The sequence below is a fragment of the Microbacterium sp. FW305-3-2-15-F-LB2 genome (assembly GCF_058787255.1).
On record NZ_JBYSZO010000001.1, the window covers coordinates 1309389 to 1324144 of the forward strand.

Annotated in this window: 15 protein-coding genes; 9 read left to right on the plus strand and 6 right to left on the minus strand. The window is 67.9% G+C overall.

The window, feature by feature from the left end; translation table 11 throughout:
- Nucleotides 1-3 precede the first annotated feature (3 nt).
- Genes hisD through AC3WLZ_RS06315 form a run of 3 tightly spaced genes read left to right on the plus strand, consistent with a single transcriptional unit; the run spans nt 4 to nt 2846 of the window.
- Complete coding sequence (gene hisD, locus AC3WLZ_RS06305; protein WP_492469479.1) at nt 4-1305, plus strand: histidinol dehydrogenase; 1302 nt, start codon at nt 4-6, stop codon at nt 1303-1305.
- 13 nt (nt 1306-1318) lie between these two features.
- Nucleotides 1319-1810, plus strand: a complete 492-nt coding sequence (gene nrdR, locus AC3WLZ_RS06310; RefSeq protein WP_412924240.1) for a transcriptional regulator NrdR — start codon at nt 1319-1321, stop codon at nt 1808-1810.
- Between the two features lie 10 nt (nt 1811-1820).
- Complete coding sequence (locus tag AC3WLZ_RS06315) at nt 1821-2846, plus strand: quinone-dependent dihydroorotate dehydrogenase (RefSeq protein ID WP_492469480.1); 1026 nt, start codon at nt 1821-1823, stop codon at nt 2844-2846.
- 121 nt (nt 2847-2967) lie between these two features.
- On the opposite strand, the gene AC3WLZ_RS06320 is transcribed toward AC3WLZ_RS06315, so the two are convergent.
- A complete protein-coding gene (locus AC3WLZ_RS06320; protein ID WP_412924242.1) occupies nt 2968-3540 on the minus strand; it encodes a DUF3043 domain-containing protein in 573 nt (190 codons plus the stop codon).
- Nucleotides 3541-3586: 46 nt separating this feature from the next.
- Between AC3WLZ_RS06320 and AC3WLZ_RS06325 the strand changes: the two genes are divergently transcribed.
- From AC3WLZ_RS06325 to AC3WLZ_RS06350, 6 genes are all read left to right on the plus strand, one after another.
- Nucleotides 3587-4981 (plus strand): dipeptidase, encoded by a 1395-nt coding sequence (locus AC3WLZ_RS06325; protein WP_492469481.1) that lies wholly within the window; start codon nt 3587-3589, stop codon nt 4979-4981.
- Between the two features lie 72 nt (nt 4982-5053).
- The gene (gene erpA, locus AC3WLZ_RS06330) at nt 5054-5419 is read left to right on the plus strand and encodes an iron-sulfur cluster insertion protein ErpA (protein ID WP_412924244.1); all 366 of its coding nucleotides are present in this window, start codon (nt 5054-5056) and stop codon (nt 5417-5419) included.
- Nucleotides 5420-5587: 168 nt separating this feature from the next.
- Nucleotides 5588-6472: an aa3-type cytochrome oxidase subunit II gene (gene ctaC / locus AC3WLZ_RS06335; RefSeq protein WP_492469482.1), complete on the plus strand. Its 885-nt coding sequence runs from the start codon at nt 5588-5590 to the stop codon at nt 6470-6472.
- A gap of 2 nt (nt 6473-6474) precedes the next feature.
- Nucleotides 6475-8238 carry an aa3-type cytochrome oxidase subunit I gene (ctaD, locus tag AC3WLZ_RS06340; RefSeq protein WP_412924246.1) on the plus strand — a complete coding sequence of 588 codons (1764 nt, stop codon included), beginning with the start codon at nt 6475-6477 and terminating at the stop codon, nt 8236-8238.
- 3 nt (nt 8239-8241) lie between these two features.
- On the plus strand, nt 8242-8658 hold the full coding sequence (locus AC3WLZ_RS06345; protein WP_412924247.1) for a cytochrome c oxidase subunit 4: 417 nt from the start codon (nt 8242-8244) through the stop codon (nt 8656-8658).
- A gap of 16 nt (nt 8659-8674) precedes the next feature.
- Nucleotides 8675-9451: a PP2C family protein-serine/threonine phosphatase gene (locus AC3WLZ_RS06350; protein ID WP_492469483.1), complete on the plus strand. Its 777-nt coding sequence runs from the start codon at nt 8675-8677 to the stop codon at nt 9449-9451.
- Between the two features lie 15 nt (nt 9452-9466).
- On the opposite strand, the gene AC3WLZ_RS06355 is transcribed toward AC3WLZ_RS06350, so the two are convergent.
- The 5 genes from AC3WLZ_RS06355 to qcrC all read right to left on the minus strand — a co-directional run bounded on the left by AC3WLZ_RS06355 (nt 9467) and on the right by qcrC (nt 14755).
- On the minus strand, nt 9467-10396 hold the full coding sequence (locus AC3WLZ_RS06355; protein WP_492469484.1) for an alpha/beta fold hydrolase: 930 nt from the start codon (nt 10394-10396) through the stop codon (nt 9467-9469).
- 63 nt (nt 10397-10459) lie between these two features.
- Nucleotides 10460-10867 (minus strand): rhodanese-like domain-containing protein, encoded by a 408-nt coding sequence (locus AC3WLZ_RS06360; protein ID WP_492469485.1) that lies wholly within the window; start codon nt 10865-10867, stop codon nt 10460-10462.
- Between the two features lie 146 nt (nt 10868-11013).
- Nucleotides 11014-12852: a cytochrome bc1 complex cytochrome b subunit gene (gene qcrB, locus AC3WLZ_RS06365; protein WP_492469486.1), complete on the minus strand. Its 1839-nt coding sequence runs from the start codon at nt 12850-12852 to the stop codon at nt 11014-11016.
- Complete coding sequence (qcrA, locus tag AC3WLZ_RS06370; RefSeq protein WP_412924252.1) at nt 12849-13907, minus strand: cytochrome bc1 complex Rieske iron-sulfur subunit; 1059 nt, start codon at nt 13905-13907, stop codon at nt 12849-12851. Before qcrA ends, qcrB begins: the two co-directional genes overlap by 4 nt.
- A 38-nt stretch (nt 13908-13945) precedes the next feature.
- Nucleotides 13946-14755: a cytochrome bc1 complex diheme cytochrome c subunit gene (qcrC, locus tag AC3WLZ_RS06375; protein ID WP_412924253.1), complete on the minus strand. Its 810-nt coding sequence runs from the start codon at nt 14753-14755 to the stop codon at nt 13946-13948.
- Between the last annotated feature and the right edge of the window lies 1 nt (nt 14756).

Below are 14756 nucleotides of genomic sequence, written 5' to 3' on the forward strand. Positions count from 1 at the left end.
ACCATGCTCCGCACCATCGATCTGCGCGGCCGCGTGCTCTCGCCGGCCGAGTTCCTCGCCGTGGTTCCCCGGGCCGATGCGGCTCGAGATGAGGCCCTCGCCACCGCCGCTCGCATCGTCGAGGACGTCGCCCGACGGGGCGAGGAGGCGCTGCGCGAGCAGGCCTCGGCTTTCGATCGCGTGAGCGACCACGACATCGCGGTTCCCGCCGCGCACCTCGACGAAGCTCTGGCCGACATCGATCCCGGCATCCGTGCCGCGCTCGATGAAGCCATCCGTCGGGTGCGCGCCGCGTCCGCGGCCCAGATTCCCGCGCCGTCAGTGACCGAGTTGGGCCCCGGCGCCCGCGTCACGCAGCGCTGGCAGCCCGTGCGCCGCGTCGGGCTCTATGTGCCGGGCGGCAAGGCCGTGTACCCGTCGAGCGTCGTGATGAACGTCGTTCCCGCGCAGGTGGCCGGGGTGCGCGAGGTGGCGCTCGCGTCGCCCCCGCAGGCCGAGTTCGGCGGTCGCGTCCACCCCGTGATCCTCGCCGCCGCGAAGCTCCTCGGTGTGACCGAGGTCTACGCGATGGGGGGTGCCGGCGCGATCGGAGCTTTCGCGTTCGGCGTCTCGTCCCTGGGGCTCGACCCGGTGGACGTCGTCACCGGGCCGGGCAACAACTTCGTCGCGTCCGCGAAGCGGGCCGTCGCGGGACGCGTGGGTACCGACTCCGAGGCCGGCGCGACCGAGATCCTCATCGTCGCCGACGGCGCGGCCGACGCTGCGCTGGTCGCTGCCGACCTCGTCAGCCAGGCCGAGCACGACGAGCAGGCGTCGGCCGTCCTCGTCACGGACGCGCCCGAGCTGGCCGACGCCGTCCGTGTCGCACTCGACACCCGCGTTGCGGCGACCCGCCACTCTGAGCGCGTTCGCGCGGCCTTCGGCGGTCCGCAGTCGGCGATCGTCCTGGTCGACGACGTCGCGCAGGCGACGGCGTTCAGCAACGCGTACGCGCCCGAGCACCTCGAGCTGCACCTCGCCGACCCGCGACCAGAAGACTTCGTCAACGCCGGTGCCGTCTTCGTCGGCCCCTACACCCCGGTGAGTCTGGGCGATTACCTCGCCGGCAGCAATCACGTGCTCCCCACCGGTGGTCAGGCCCGCTACGGCGCCGGTCTGTCCGCCGCGACGTTCCTACGGCCGCAGCAGGTGGTCGAGTACGACCGCGCCGCATTGGCCGCGGTCCACGAGTCCATCGTCACGCTCGCCGAAGCCGAGGCCCTGCCTGCGCACGGCGAGGCCGTCACGGCGCGATTCGCCGACTGATCGAGGTCTCGTCATGCACTGTCCCTTCTGCCGCAACCCCGACTCCCGGGTCATCGACTCCCGCACGAGCGACGACGGCCTCAGCATCCGTCGTCGCCGACAATGCCCGAAGTGCGGCGGGCGTTTCTCGACCGTGGAGACGGCGAGCTTGAACGTCATCAAGCGCTCCGGGGTCGTGGAGCCCTTCAGCCGTGAGAAGGTCATGTCCGGCGTCCGCAAGGCCTGCCAAGGACGACCCGTGACGGATGCCGATCTCGCCATGCTCGCTCAGCAGGTCGAGGAGACGATCCGTCAGACCGGGTCGTCGCAGATCGAGGCGAATGAGATCGGGCTGTCGATCCTCGGGCCGCTGCGCGACCTGGACGAGGTGGCCTACCTGCGCTTCGCGAGCGTCTACCAGGCCTTCGAGTCGCTCGAGGATTTCGACGCGGCCATCGCGCAGTTGCGCGCCGATCACGCCGCCCGGCCGGTGGGCGAGCCCGTCCCGGTCGACGACGTCCAGTAGCCTGGCGGGGATGTATCCCCTTCTTTTTCGCGCGGTCTTGACCCGCTTCGACCCCGAGTTCGCGCACCACCTGGCGGCCCTCGTCATCCGTGCCGCGGGGGTCTGGCCGGCGGCATCCGTCGTCCGACGCGTGACGGCGCCCGACTCCTCCACGCGGGTGCAGGCACTCGGCCTGACGTTCGACTCTCCCTTCGGCGTGGCCGCAGGGTTCGACAAGAACGTGACCATGGTCCGCGGTTTGGCCGCCCTGGGTTTCGGTCATGTCGAGGTGGGGACGGTCACCGCACTCCCGCAGCCGGGCAACCCCAAGCCCCGACTGTTCCGCCTCATCGCTGACCGCGCGGTGATCAACCGCATGGGGTTCAACAACGAGGGGGCCGAGGTCGCCGCACGGCGGCTTCGCTCCCTGCGTCGATCGCGTCGGCTTCCGGTCGTCGGGGTCAACATCGGGAAGAGCCGGGCGGTCGCCGTCGAGGACGCCACGACCGACTACGTGCGCAGCGCGCGTCTGCTCGCCCCGCTCGCCGATTATCTCGTCGTCAACGTGTCCTCGCCCAACACCCCGGGTCTGCGGGGACTCCAGGCCGTCGAGACGCTCCGTCCTCTTCTGTCCGCCGTCCGGGAAGCCGCCGGTGCGACCCCTCTCCTGGTGAAGATCGCGCCCGACCTCGCCGACGACGAGGTGGGGGACATCGCTCGGCTGGCGGTGGACGTGGGTCTCGCCGGGATCATCGCCACCAACACGACCATCGGGCGCGAGGGGCTGCGCACCGCCCCGGACACCGTCGAGGCGGCCGGTGCCGGAGGGCTCTCCGGCGCGCCTCTGAAGAAGCGCGCCATCGAGGTGCTCGACCTCGTGCGCGCCGCCGTTCCCGCCGACTTCGTCGTAATCTCGGCGGGGGGAGTGGAGACCGCCGCCGACGTCCGCGAGCGGCTGGCGCACGGGGCAACCCTCGTGCAGGGGTACACCGCGTTCCTCTATCGCGGACCGTTGTGGGCTCGGCAGATCAACCGCGGGCTCGCTGCACGGTCGTGACAGGGCCGACGCCGGCGCGGTGATCGACCGTCGCACGGCCACCCGCCGAGGACGCGGCCACCCGGAAGCGGCGACGGCGGCGCGTCCCGGGAGATACGCCGCCGCTGAGGCCGGATCCCGCTCAGGCGGGGTGCTGGCCGCGCTTGACCTGCGCCTTGGGCAGGCGCATGAACCGCATCTGCACGGTGCGCATCGCGGCATACCAGCCGAGGCCCTTTTCGAGCCGGCTTTCGCCGAACTTCTCTTTGGCGGCGCGCTTCACGCGGATCGACGTGATGACCATGTCGCCGATGACGAAGAGGATGAAGATCCACAGCGCCACGAAAGACCAGTACTGGAAGAACCCGTTCGGGACGAGCGTCAGAACGATCACGAGGACCATGAAGGGCATCACGCCCTCGCCGAGGTGCCAGCCCGCGTCCACGAAGTCGCGCGCGAAACGGCGCTGCGGACCCTTGTCGCGCACGGGCAGGTAACGCTCGTCGCCGGCGGCCATGCCGACGCGGGCCTTCTCGCGCTGGGCGGCGAGATCGGCGCGGGCTCGGGCCTTCGCCTCCTTCGTATCGGCCACGAGGGGACGCTTGCGCGCGGCCTCCTGCTCGGCCCGAGACGGCGTTGCGCGCCCCTTGCCCGTGGCGGTGGCATCCGATTCGACGGGGGTGTCGTTCGGGACGGGGGCGGGGGACTTGGCCACGGATAACCTCGAGAGCTCACTGGATCGGAGACTTAAGATTACCCGCATGACCCCTGACCTGTCCCGGCAGGATGCCGTGCGCGCCACCGCGTCCGACGGCATCCCCGCAGCCCTCGCCGATCTCGGTGCGCTCGTCCGCATCCCCTCCATCGCCTGGCCCGCTTTCGACCAGTCGGCGGTGGCCCGCAGCGCGGACGCCGTCGCCGAGCTGCTGCGAGGCACCGGCGTCTTCGAACGGGTGGATGTGGCGCGCGCCGCGATCGCCGACAGCGACGACCTCGGACAGCCCGCCGTGCTGGCATCCCGTCCGGCACGCAACGGTCGGCCGACCGTGCTGCTGTACGCCCACCACGACGTCCAGCCTCCCGGCGACGACGCCCTGTGGGACTCCCCGCCGTTCGAGCCCACGGTCCGCGATGGTCGTCTCTACGGCCGCGGGGCCGCCGACGACAAGGCCGGAGTCATGGTGCACGTCGGGGCGATCCGAGCCCTGAGCGAGGCGCTCGGCGATGATCTCGATCTCGGCATCGCGGTGTTCATCGAGGGCGAGGAGGAGTACGGCTCCCGCTCCTTCGCGCAGTTCCTCGTCGATCACGCGGACGTCCTCCGGTCCGACGTCATCGTCGTGGCCGACTCCGGCAACTGGGACGAGCGGACCCCCGGCCTGACGGTGTCGCTCCGCGGGAACGCGCGTTTCACGCTCACCGTGCGCACTCTCGCCCACGCGTCCCACTCGGGGATGATGGGCGGCGCGGTCCCGGATGCCATGCTCGCCACCGTCAAGCTGCTCGCGACGCTCTGGGACGACGACGGCGCTGTGGCGGTGGACGGACTCGCCGTCCGCGACGCCGAGACGCCCGAGTACGACGAGGCCACCCTTCGCGCCGAGTCGGGACTCCTCGACGGCGTGTCGCCGATCGGGCGCGACAGCATCCTGAGCCGGCTCTGGAACAAGCCGTCCGTGACCATCACCGGGTGGGATGCCACCCCGGTCGAGTCCGCGTCCAACACCCTGGCCCCGCAGACCCGCGTCGTCATCAGCGCCCGTGTCGCTCCGGGGCAGTCGGCCGAGGAGGCCTTCTCCGCCATCGAGTCGCACCTGCGCGCCCACGCACCCTTCGGTGCGCAGCTGGAGTTCAGCGATGTCGACTGCGGCGATGCCTTCCTCGTCGACACCGGCGGCTGGGCGGTCGAGGACGCCCGCGCGTCGTTCGCGGAGGGGTACGGGGTGGATGCCGTCGACGTCGGCGTCGGTGGCTCGATCCCGTTCATCGCCGACCTCGTGCGGGAGTTCCCCGGCGCCCAGATCCTCGTCACCGGTGTCGAAGACCCGCACGCCCGGGCGCACAGCCCGAACGAGTCGTTGCATCTCGAGACGTTCCGCAACGCCCTCGTCTCGGAGGCGCTCCTCCTGGAACGCCTGAACCGCCGTACCGTCTGATCGGGTCCACGGGGACGAGGCGGGCGTAGAATCGTCTCGTCCCCGCGACCGAACGACCCGAAGGGCCACGCCATGACCGACACGACACTGTCGCCCCACGCCGTCACCCGCGAGCACGGAGTCGCCCTGACCGACGCCGCTGCCGACAAGGTGAAGAGCTTGCTGTCCCAGGAGGGCCGCGACGACCTGCGCCTGCGCGTCGCCGTGCAGCCGGGTGGCTGCTCGGGCCTGATCTACCAGCTCTACTTCGACGAGCGGTACCTCGACGGCGACAAGGTCGCCGACTTCGACGGTGTCGAGGTCATCGTCGACGACATGAGCGTGCCCTACCTCGACGGTGCGAGCATCGACTTCAAGGACACCATCTCGGAGCAGGGCTTCACGATCGACAACCCCAACGCGCAGGGCTCGTGCGCGTGCGGCGACAGCTTCCACTGACGCCCGACAGGACGCTCCGGCGCCGAATCTCTCGGCCCCCGGGAATCGCGGATCACACCGCGAATCCCGGGGGTTTTCGATGCTTCGGTACTGGACGATTGGCCAGAGAACCGTAAGAGCTTGCTCTAGACTGTCGAGAGCAACATCCACGACCCGGAAAGGTGCACTGTGCCCTCCAAACGTCGCCTTCGTTGGGCAGCCGTCCCCGTCGGGATCGCTTCCGTCGCACTTCTCGCCGGATGCAGCACATCGCAGCTGCACGGGTTCCTCCCCGGCTTCGTGGACGACGGAACGCCTGCGACGAACCACACCGACATGGTCGCCGGTCTGTGGGTCAACTCGTGGATCGTGCTGCTCGCGGTCGGTGTCATCACGTGGGGCCTCATGCTCTGGGCCGTCATCGCGTACCGCCGCCGCAAGGGCCAGGCCGGTCTTCCGGTGCAGTTGCGGTACAACATGCCCGTCGAGATCTTCTACACGGTCGTCCCGCTGATCCTGGTCGTCGGTTTCTTCGCTTTCACCGCGCGTGATCAGAACACGCTCGAGACGCAGTACGAGAACCCCGATGTATCGATCACGGCATACGGCAAGCAGTGGGCATGGGACTTCCAGTACAACGGCACGCGCGAGGACAACTCCGACGCGGTGTACTCGATGGGGGTCCAGGCCAAGGCGACCGGCGAAGGTTACGACCTGCAGGACGTTCCCACGCTGTACCTCCCCGTCAACAAGACGGTGAAGATCGACCTCCGCTCGCGCGATGTCATCCACTCCTTCTGGATCATCGACTTCCTGTACAAGAAGGACATGTACATCGGTCGCGACAACGAATGGTCGTTCACGCCCACTCGTGAGGGCACGTACGAAGGCAAGTGCGCCGAGCTCTGCGGTGAGTACCACTCCGCAATGCTCTTCAACGTCAAGGTCGTCAGCGAGGCCGAGTACGAGTCGTACCTCGACTCGCTGCGCGAAGCCGGTGACGTGGGCGACATCAGTGATCTGTCCCGCCTGCAGAACCTCAGCACGGCCGGCGGCACCGAAGGGAACGAGTGATCATGGCCACGACTCTTCCGCTCCAGGGCACGGGGCCCTCGCGCCCGACGACCCTGCCGCCGCGCCAGGCAGCGCTGCTGAGCAGCACGCGCGTCGAACAGAAGGGCAACCTGGTCGTCAAGTGGATCACCTCCACCGACCACAAGACGATCGGGTACATGTACCTGATCGCCTCGGTGCTCTTCTTCATGCTCGGCGGTGTGATGGCGCTCATCATCCGTGCGGAGCTGTTCGAGCCCGGGATGCAGATCATCCCCACGAAAGAGCAGTACAACCAGCTCTTCACAATGCACGGCACGATCATGCTGCTCATGTTCGCGACGCCGTTGTTCGCCGGCTTCGCCAACGCGCTGCTGCCCCTGCAGATCGGTGCGCCTGACGTGGCGTTCCCGCGCCTGAACGCTTTCGCCTTCTGGCTCTTCCTCTTCGGCTCGACGATCGCCGTGTCCGGCTTCCTCACCCCTCAGGGTGCGGCTGGCTTCGGCTGGTTCGCGTATCAACCGTTGGCCAACGCGAGCTTCTCTCCGGGCGTCGGAGGAAACCTCTGGATGCTCGGTCTCGGCATCAGCGGTTTCGGCACCATCCTCGGTGCGGTGAACTTCATCACGACCGTCCTGACGATGCGAGCTCCGGGCATGACGATGTGGCGCATGCCGATCTTCTCGTGGAACACGCTCATCACGAGCATCCTGATCCTGCTGGCGTTCCCCGTCCTGGCCGCGGCGATCTTCGCCGCCGCCGCCGACCGTGTGTTGGGCGCCCAGATCTACAACCCCGAGAACGGCGGCGTGCTGCTGTGGCAGCACCTGTTCTGGTTCTTCGGCCACCCCGAGGTCTACATCATCGCGCTGCCGTTCTTCGGCATCGTTTCGGAGATCTTCCCGGTGTTCAGCCGTAAGCCGATCTTCGGGTACAAGACCCTCGTCTACGCCACGATCGCGATCGCGGCGCTGTCGGTGGCGGTGTGGGCGCACCACATGTATGTCACCGGTGGTGTGCTCCTCCCGTTCTTCGCGCTCATGACGATGCTCATCGCGGTGCCGACCGGCGTGAAGATCTTCAACTGGATCGGCACGCTGTGGCGCGGCTCGGTGACCTTCGAGACGCCGATGGTGTTCGCGCTCGGCTTCCTCGTGTCGTTCGTCTTCGGTGGTCTCACCGGCGTCATCCTGGCGTCGCCGCCGCTGGACTTCCACCTGTCGGACTCGTACTTCGTCGTGGCCCACTTCCACTACGTGGTCTTCGGAACCGTCGTGTTCGCGATGTTCGCCGGCTTCTACTTCTGGTGGCCGAAGTGGACGGGCAAGATGCTCAACGAGCGTCTCGGCATGGTCCACTTCTGGATGCTGTTCGTCGGCTTCCACATGACCTTCCTCATCCAGCACTGGCTGGGCGTGGACGGCATGGTGCGCCGCTACGCGGACTACGCCGCCGCCGATGGATTCACGTGGGGCAACCAGCTCTCCACCGTCGGATCGATGATCCTCGGCGCCTCGATGATCCCGTTCCTGCTGAACGTCTGGATCACGGCACGCAAGGCACCGCGTGTGACCGTCGACGACCCGTGGGGTTACGGAGCGTCGCTTGAGTGGGCGACCTCGTGCCCCCCGCCACGTCACAACTTCACGTCCATCCCGCGCATTCGCAGTGAACGTCCCGCCTTCGACCTGAACCACCCCGAGGCCGGCGTTCCTGTCGGTGTCGGTCCGGCCAAGGACGCCCCCGATGCACCCGTCGTCGACGCGGCGGCCGGAGAGGTCAAGTAACCCATGCGTACCAATGTCGGACTCTGGTGGCTCCTCGCCGCCTTCGGTTTCTTCATCGCCGCCGTGTACACGGTGTGGAGCCTCATTCAGCACGGTGGTGTCGAGTGGGTCGGCACCGTCGCCCTCGTCTTCCTCGGGCTGATGTCGTCGATGATCGCGTTCTACATCGGGCGCGTGGTCAAGGCGCAGCGTGGAGAGCTTCCCGAGGACTCGCTGACGGCCGACATCGATGACGGCGACCCCGAGATGGGCGAGTTCAGCCCCTGGTCGTGGTGGCCCATCGTCCTGGCGGGTTCGGCGGCCATCGCCGCGATCGGCCTGGCGGTCGGCAGCTGGCTCGTGCCGGTGGCCTTCTGCATCTTCGCCATCGCCATCGTCGGCTGGGTCTACGAGTACTACCGCGGGTACTTCGCGCGCTGATCCTGTGCCCCTTCGGTTGAATACGGCCGCCGTCTCTGACGCCGGCGCCCACCGTCCGACCAACCAGGACGCCGCGTTCGCGGCGTCCTGGGGTGCGGCGGTGGCCGATGGCGTCGGCGGTGGCCCCTCCGGCGATCTGGCGTCTGCCGCTCTCGTGCATCGTCTGGTCGCCACTCGCGGTGCCGGACTCGATGCCGACGGGCTCCTCGTGCGCATCCGCGAGGCGAACTGGGACATCCGCGCTCACGTCGAACGCAACCCGGCCCTGGAGGGCATGGCGACGACTTTCACGGGGGTCTTCCTCGGTGCGGGTTCCGAGCTGCTCCTCGCGCACGCGGGCGACTCTCGGGCCTATCTCCTTCGGGACGGAGAGTTCTCGCGTCAGACGCGCGACGACTCCTACGTGCAGGCCCTCGTCGATCATGGGATCATCTCGCCGGAGGCCGCGGCCGCGCACCCGCGACGCAACATCATCACCGCGTCGCTCGCGGGCTCTGAGGGAGACGTGGTGTCGGTCGCGACGCACGAGCCCCGGCTCGGCGATCGATGGGTGCTCTGCAGCGACGGACTCACCGACTATGTGCCCGAAGCGGATGTCGCACGCCTCGTCTCGGAAGCCGGCGACCCCCGTGCGGCGGCCGCCTCGTCCGTCGAGCTCGCTCTGGAAGCCGGCACTCGTGACAACGTCACGGTCGTCGTCTGCGATGTCGTCGACGATGAAGACCCGGATTCAGCGCCCGTCTTCTTCGGATCGGCGGCGCGGTGGTTCACCGAGGACGTCGAGACCGCCTGAGGGCGGCATCCTGACTCACACCGCGCTGGCGCGCGTGGCGAAGTCGTCGATCGCCCGGGTGGCGATCTCGACGCTCGCGGGCCCACCGTGCCCGTCCTCCTCGACGACGTGTAGGAGGCTTCCCGGCCAGGTTCGATGCAGTTCCCACGCCGTGAGGACGGGGCCGCTGATGTCACGTCGTCCGTGCACGAGGACTCCGGGAATCCCGGCCAGTCGATGAGCGCGAGCCATGACCGCGTTCTCGCCCGGCAGGAAGCAGTCGTTCGCCCAGTAGTGAGTCACGAGCGTGGCGAAGTTCAGACGGTGCCGTGCGTCGTCGTGCAGCGGCCCGGGGGTGGCGAGGGGCCCCAACGAGATATGTGTGGCTTCCCATGCATCCCACCGCTCCGCGGCATCCGTGCGCACCGCGGGGTCGACGTCGCGCAGGAGGCGGGCGTATCCCTCGATGGTCCGCTCGTCCGGGCGCAGAGGCTCTCGCAGGTGCGAGTGCGCCTCCGGGAACACCGGTCTCATGCCGTCGGTGATCCAGTCGATCTCGGTCCGCCCGCCAGTCGTGACCGCGAGGTTGACGATCTCCGTCACCCGCTCGGGATGTGCGAGCGCATACGCGAGCGCGAGCGTCGATCCCCACGAGACGCCGTGCAGCAACCACTCGTGGATGCCGAGATGCTCGCGTACCGCTTCGATGTCGGCGATGAGGTGGGTCATGGTCTGCGTCTCGAGCGTGTCGAGGCGGTCGCATGCCCAGGGGGTGCTGCGTCCACATCCGCGCTGGTCGATTCCCACGATGAGGTGCCGAGTCGGATCGAAGTGTCGACGGTAGCCACCCCGACCGAGCCCACCGCCTGGGCCGCCATGCAGGTAGAGCGCGGGGCGTCCATCGGGGTTGCCCGATGCCTCCCAGTACAACTGAGCGCCGTCGGGCCGAGAGAGGAAGCCTGTCATGAAAGGTTCGAGGGGAGGATGCACCACTGGGTCAGCCTAGGCCAGAGCTCGGGGCGGCTCTCCTCAGCGCCGGACGACCATCACGGTCGGGTCGAAGACGCGCTCGAGCGGGCCCTCATCGTTCTCGTACGGTTGGCCTTCGCGCACCCAGTACTCGTACCCGCCGATCATCTCGCGAACCTGGTACCCGAGCCGGGCGAACTCGAGGGCACCCTTCTGACCGGCGTTGCATCCGGGGCTCCAGCAGTACACCACCACCGGAATCTTGCGATCGAGTTCACTCGGGGCGCGATCGGCGATCTGGCGATAGGGGATGTGGACCGCGCCGGTGATGCGTCCCTGTGCCCACGCGTCGTCACCGCGGACGTCGACCAGGACGAAGGAGTCGCCCGCCCGCTGCGCGGCATAGACGTCGGAGGGATCCGTCTCGAAGGCGAGTCGGTGTGAGAAGTAGCTCTCGGCGTCGTTCATGGCACCACGGTAGAGCTGCGTGCCCCGGCGGGGGAGTGCCTGGGATGCCACTCAGCCACGGCATCCTGCCAGTTCGGCATCCCGTCGCGAAGAACCCGAGAACGACGGAACCCCGATGCCGAAGCACCGGGGTTCCGTCGTGATGACTACTCGCTCTTGTCGCCGTGAGGCGGGTTCTGCTCACCCAGGCCCTTCGGGGCGGGGAGCTCGACCTCGACGCGCTCACCGATTGCCATGTGAGGCCGGCCCTCGGCGTCGGCCCGAGCATTCGCACCGGCGATCTCGTCGGTCTCCTCGTGGTCGATGTGGTCGAGCTCGTGGTGCTGGTGAGCCACCGCGGAGTCGAGCTCGGCCTGCGTCAGCGGAGTGAGGCGGTCTTCGAAGAACCACCGCGACACCGAAGCGCGGAAGTTCTGGAGAGCCGAGATCTGACCCTTGGCGTTCGGCCGCACCACGAGAGGCTCGTACGTCTCGTTGTCGACCAGCTTCCAGCGCTCGTACTCGTCCACGGGCTGGTGGACCTCGATGTACTCGCCCCCGGGGAGACGCACGATGCGGCCGGACTCGTAGCCGTGCAGCGCGATCTCGCGATCCTTCTTCTGCAGCGCGATGCAGATGCGCTTCGTGACGAAGTACGCGATGATCGGGCCGACGATGAGCAGCGCCTGCAGGGCGTGGATGACGCCCTCCATCGTGAGGTGGAAGTGCGTCGCCATGATGTCGGACGAGGCGGCAGCCCACATGACCGCGTAGAACGTGACACCGGCGGCGCCGATGGCCGTGCGAGTGGCGGCGTTGCGGGGACGCTGTGCGATGTGGTGCTCGCGCTTGTCACCGGTGATCCACGCCTCGATGAACGGGTAGATCAGCACGAGCACGATGAACAGACCCAGCACACCGACCGGGATGATGATGTTCCAAGACCAGGTGTGGCCCCAGAGCACGAACTCGAGGTGCGGCGGGATCAGGCGCAGCATGCCGTCGGCGAAGCCGATGTACCAGTCGGGCTGAGTACCGGCCGACACCGGGGACGGGTCGTACGGACCGTAGTTCCAGATCGGGTTGATCGTCACCAGTGCGGCGATCAGCACGATCACACCGAAGGTGATGAAGAAGAACCCGCCCATCTTGGACGCGTACACCGGGAGGATCGGGTAGCCCACGACGTTGCTGTTCGTCCGGGCCGGGCCCGCGAACTGCGTGTGCTTGTTGATGATCATCAGCATGAGGTGCACGGCCAGCAGCGCCACGAGGATCGCCGGCAGCAGCAGGATGTGCAGCGTGTAGAGGCGCCCGACGATCGCGGTGCCCGGGAACTCGCCGCCGAACAGCAGGAACGACGTCCATGTGCCGATCAGGGGGAGACCCTTGATCATGCCGTCGATGATGCGGAGACCGTTACCCGAGAGGAGGTCATCGGGGAGGGAGTAGCCGGTGAAGCCCTCGGCCATCGCGAGGATGAAGAGGATGAAGCCGACGACCCAGTTCAGTTCGCGCGGCTTGCGGAAGGCGCCGGTGAAGAACACGCGGAGCATGTGCACGCCGATACCGGCGACGAACACCAGCGCGGCCCAGTGGTGGATCTGACGGACGAGCAGGCCGCCGCGGAGATCGAACGAAATGTGCAGCGCGGACTCCATCGCCGCGGACATCGCGATACCGCGCATCGGCTCGTAGGCGCCGTTGTAGTGCGTCTCGACCATCGAGGCCTGGAAGAAGAACGTCAGGAACGTGCCCGAGAGCAGAACGACGACGAAGCTCCACAGGGCGATCTCGCCCAGCATGAACGACCAGTGGTCAGGGAAGATCTTCCGACCGAGCTCTTTGACGATGCCCGAGATGCTCGTGCGCTCGTCGAGGTAGTTCGCGGCGGCGCCGACGAACCGGCCACCGAGGGGCTTGCCGTTGAGGTCTGCCTTCGGCGGGCCCGAGTAGACCGCCGGTTCGGTGGTCACGTTCTCCGTGGGGTGGGTGGCGGTGCTCATGAGCGCTCCCAGAAGCTGGGGCCGACGGGCTCTTCGAAGTCACTCTGCGCGACGAGGTAGCCCTCGGCGTCGACGGAGATGGGGAGCTGCGGCAGGGGACGGGCGGCCGGGCCGAAGATGACGGCCGCTCCGTTGGCGACGTCGAACTGCGACTGGTGGCAGGGGCACAGGAGGTGGTGGGTCTGCTGCTCGTACAGGGCGACGGGGCAGCCGACGTGCGTGCAGACCTTGGAGTACGCGACGATGCCGTCGTACGTCCAGTCCATGCGGTTGGTCTCGGGGTTCAGCTGCTCGGGCTGCAGACGCATGAGCAGGACGATCGCCTTCGCCTTCTCCTCGAGATAGCCCTCGTCGTGGCCGAGGCCCGCGAGCTCTTCGGGGATGACGTGGAACGCGGAGCCGAGCGTGACGTCGGCGGCGCGGATCGGCCGTCCGGACGGGTCGTGCGCCAGGCGCATGCCGCCCTTCCACATGGTGTGGCTGAGCGCCTCAACCGGGTCGACGTCCTGAGGGGCGAGACCGCGGAACAACGTGATGCCGGGGATCACCGAGGCGAGCAGCGCCGCGAACATCGAGTTGCGGATGATCTCACGTCGACCGAAACCGGAGTCTTTGTCGGCCTCGACGAAGGCGTTGATCGCACCTTCGCGGGTCGCATCGCGCCCACGCGTCGCGTGGCGGTCTTCGATGTGCTCCTTGTCGGACATGACCGACTTCGACCAGTGGATCGCGCCGATGCCGATCGCCAGCAGCGCGAACGCGATGCCCAGACCGATGAAGAGGTTGTTGTACCGGATGTCGATCAGCGCGCCCGACTCGATCGGGAAGATCATGTAGGCGATGCTCGCCCAGATGCTCGCCGCGACCGAGAAGTAGAACAGCGTGTAGACCGTGCGGACCGCACGCTTCATCGCCTGCGGGTCCTGATCGGTCATGCGCTGGCGGTGCCCCGGGATACCGGGGTTCTGCACGGGGTCGGGAACCGCGACGGCGAGCCCGGAGCCGGGCTTCCATGAAGCCCTCTCGTGCTCGAGTGCGTCTTCCTCGTGTGCCATGGTGCTCCTCGTACGTTACGTAATGTCGATGACGACGATCAGTTGGACTTCGCCGTGATCCACACGGTGAGCGCGATGAGCGCCCCGATGCCGAAGATCCAGATGAACAGACCCTCAGAGACCGGACCGAGTGATCCGAGTGCGTACCCGCCGGGGGACTCGGACTTCTGAAGGAACATCAGGTACGAGATGACGTCGCGCTTGTCTTCGGGCGTGAGGTTGAGGTCGTTGAAGACCGGCATGTTCTGCGGACCGGTGACCATCGCCGCATACATGTTGACCGGGGTGACCGTGTGCAGGTCGGGCGCCCACTTGCCCTCGGTGAGAGCGCCGCCGGCGCCGGCCACGTTGTGGCACATGGCGCAGTTGATGCGGAACAGCTCGGCGCCGTGGGACACATCGCCCTCGCCGTCGACGATCTCCTCGGATGGGTACGTCGGCCCGGGAGCGGCGGACTGCACGTAGGCGGCGATCGCGTTGATCTGCTCGTCGGTGAACTGCACCGGCTTCTGCGGAGCCTGCGGGCCCTGGGCCTGCAGCGGCATGCGACCGGTCGACACCTGGAAGTGGACCGAGAGCTCGCCGACGCCGAACAGCGAGGGCCCCTGCTGGCTGCCCTGCAGGTCGAGACCGTGGCAGGTCGCGCAGTTGGCCTGGAAGAGCTTCTTGCCCTCGTCGACCGTGCTGGCCGAGTTGGAGGCGCTCGTGGGGGTGTCGGTCGCGGCCATAGCGGCCGATGCGCCGGCGTAGATGCCGCCGGTCAGCAGCAGACCGATACCGATCAACGCGGCGGCGGCCAGGGGGCTGCGGCGTCCGTTGGAGCGACGCGGCTTCTTCTCTCGTGCCATG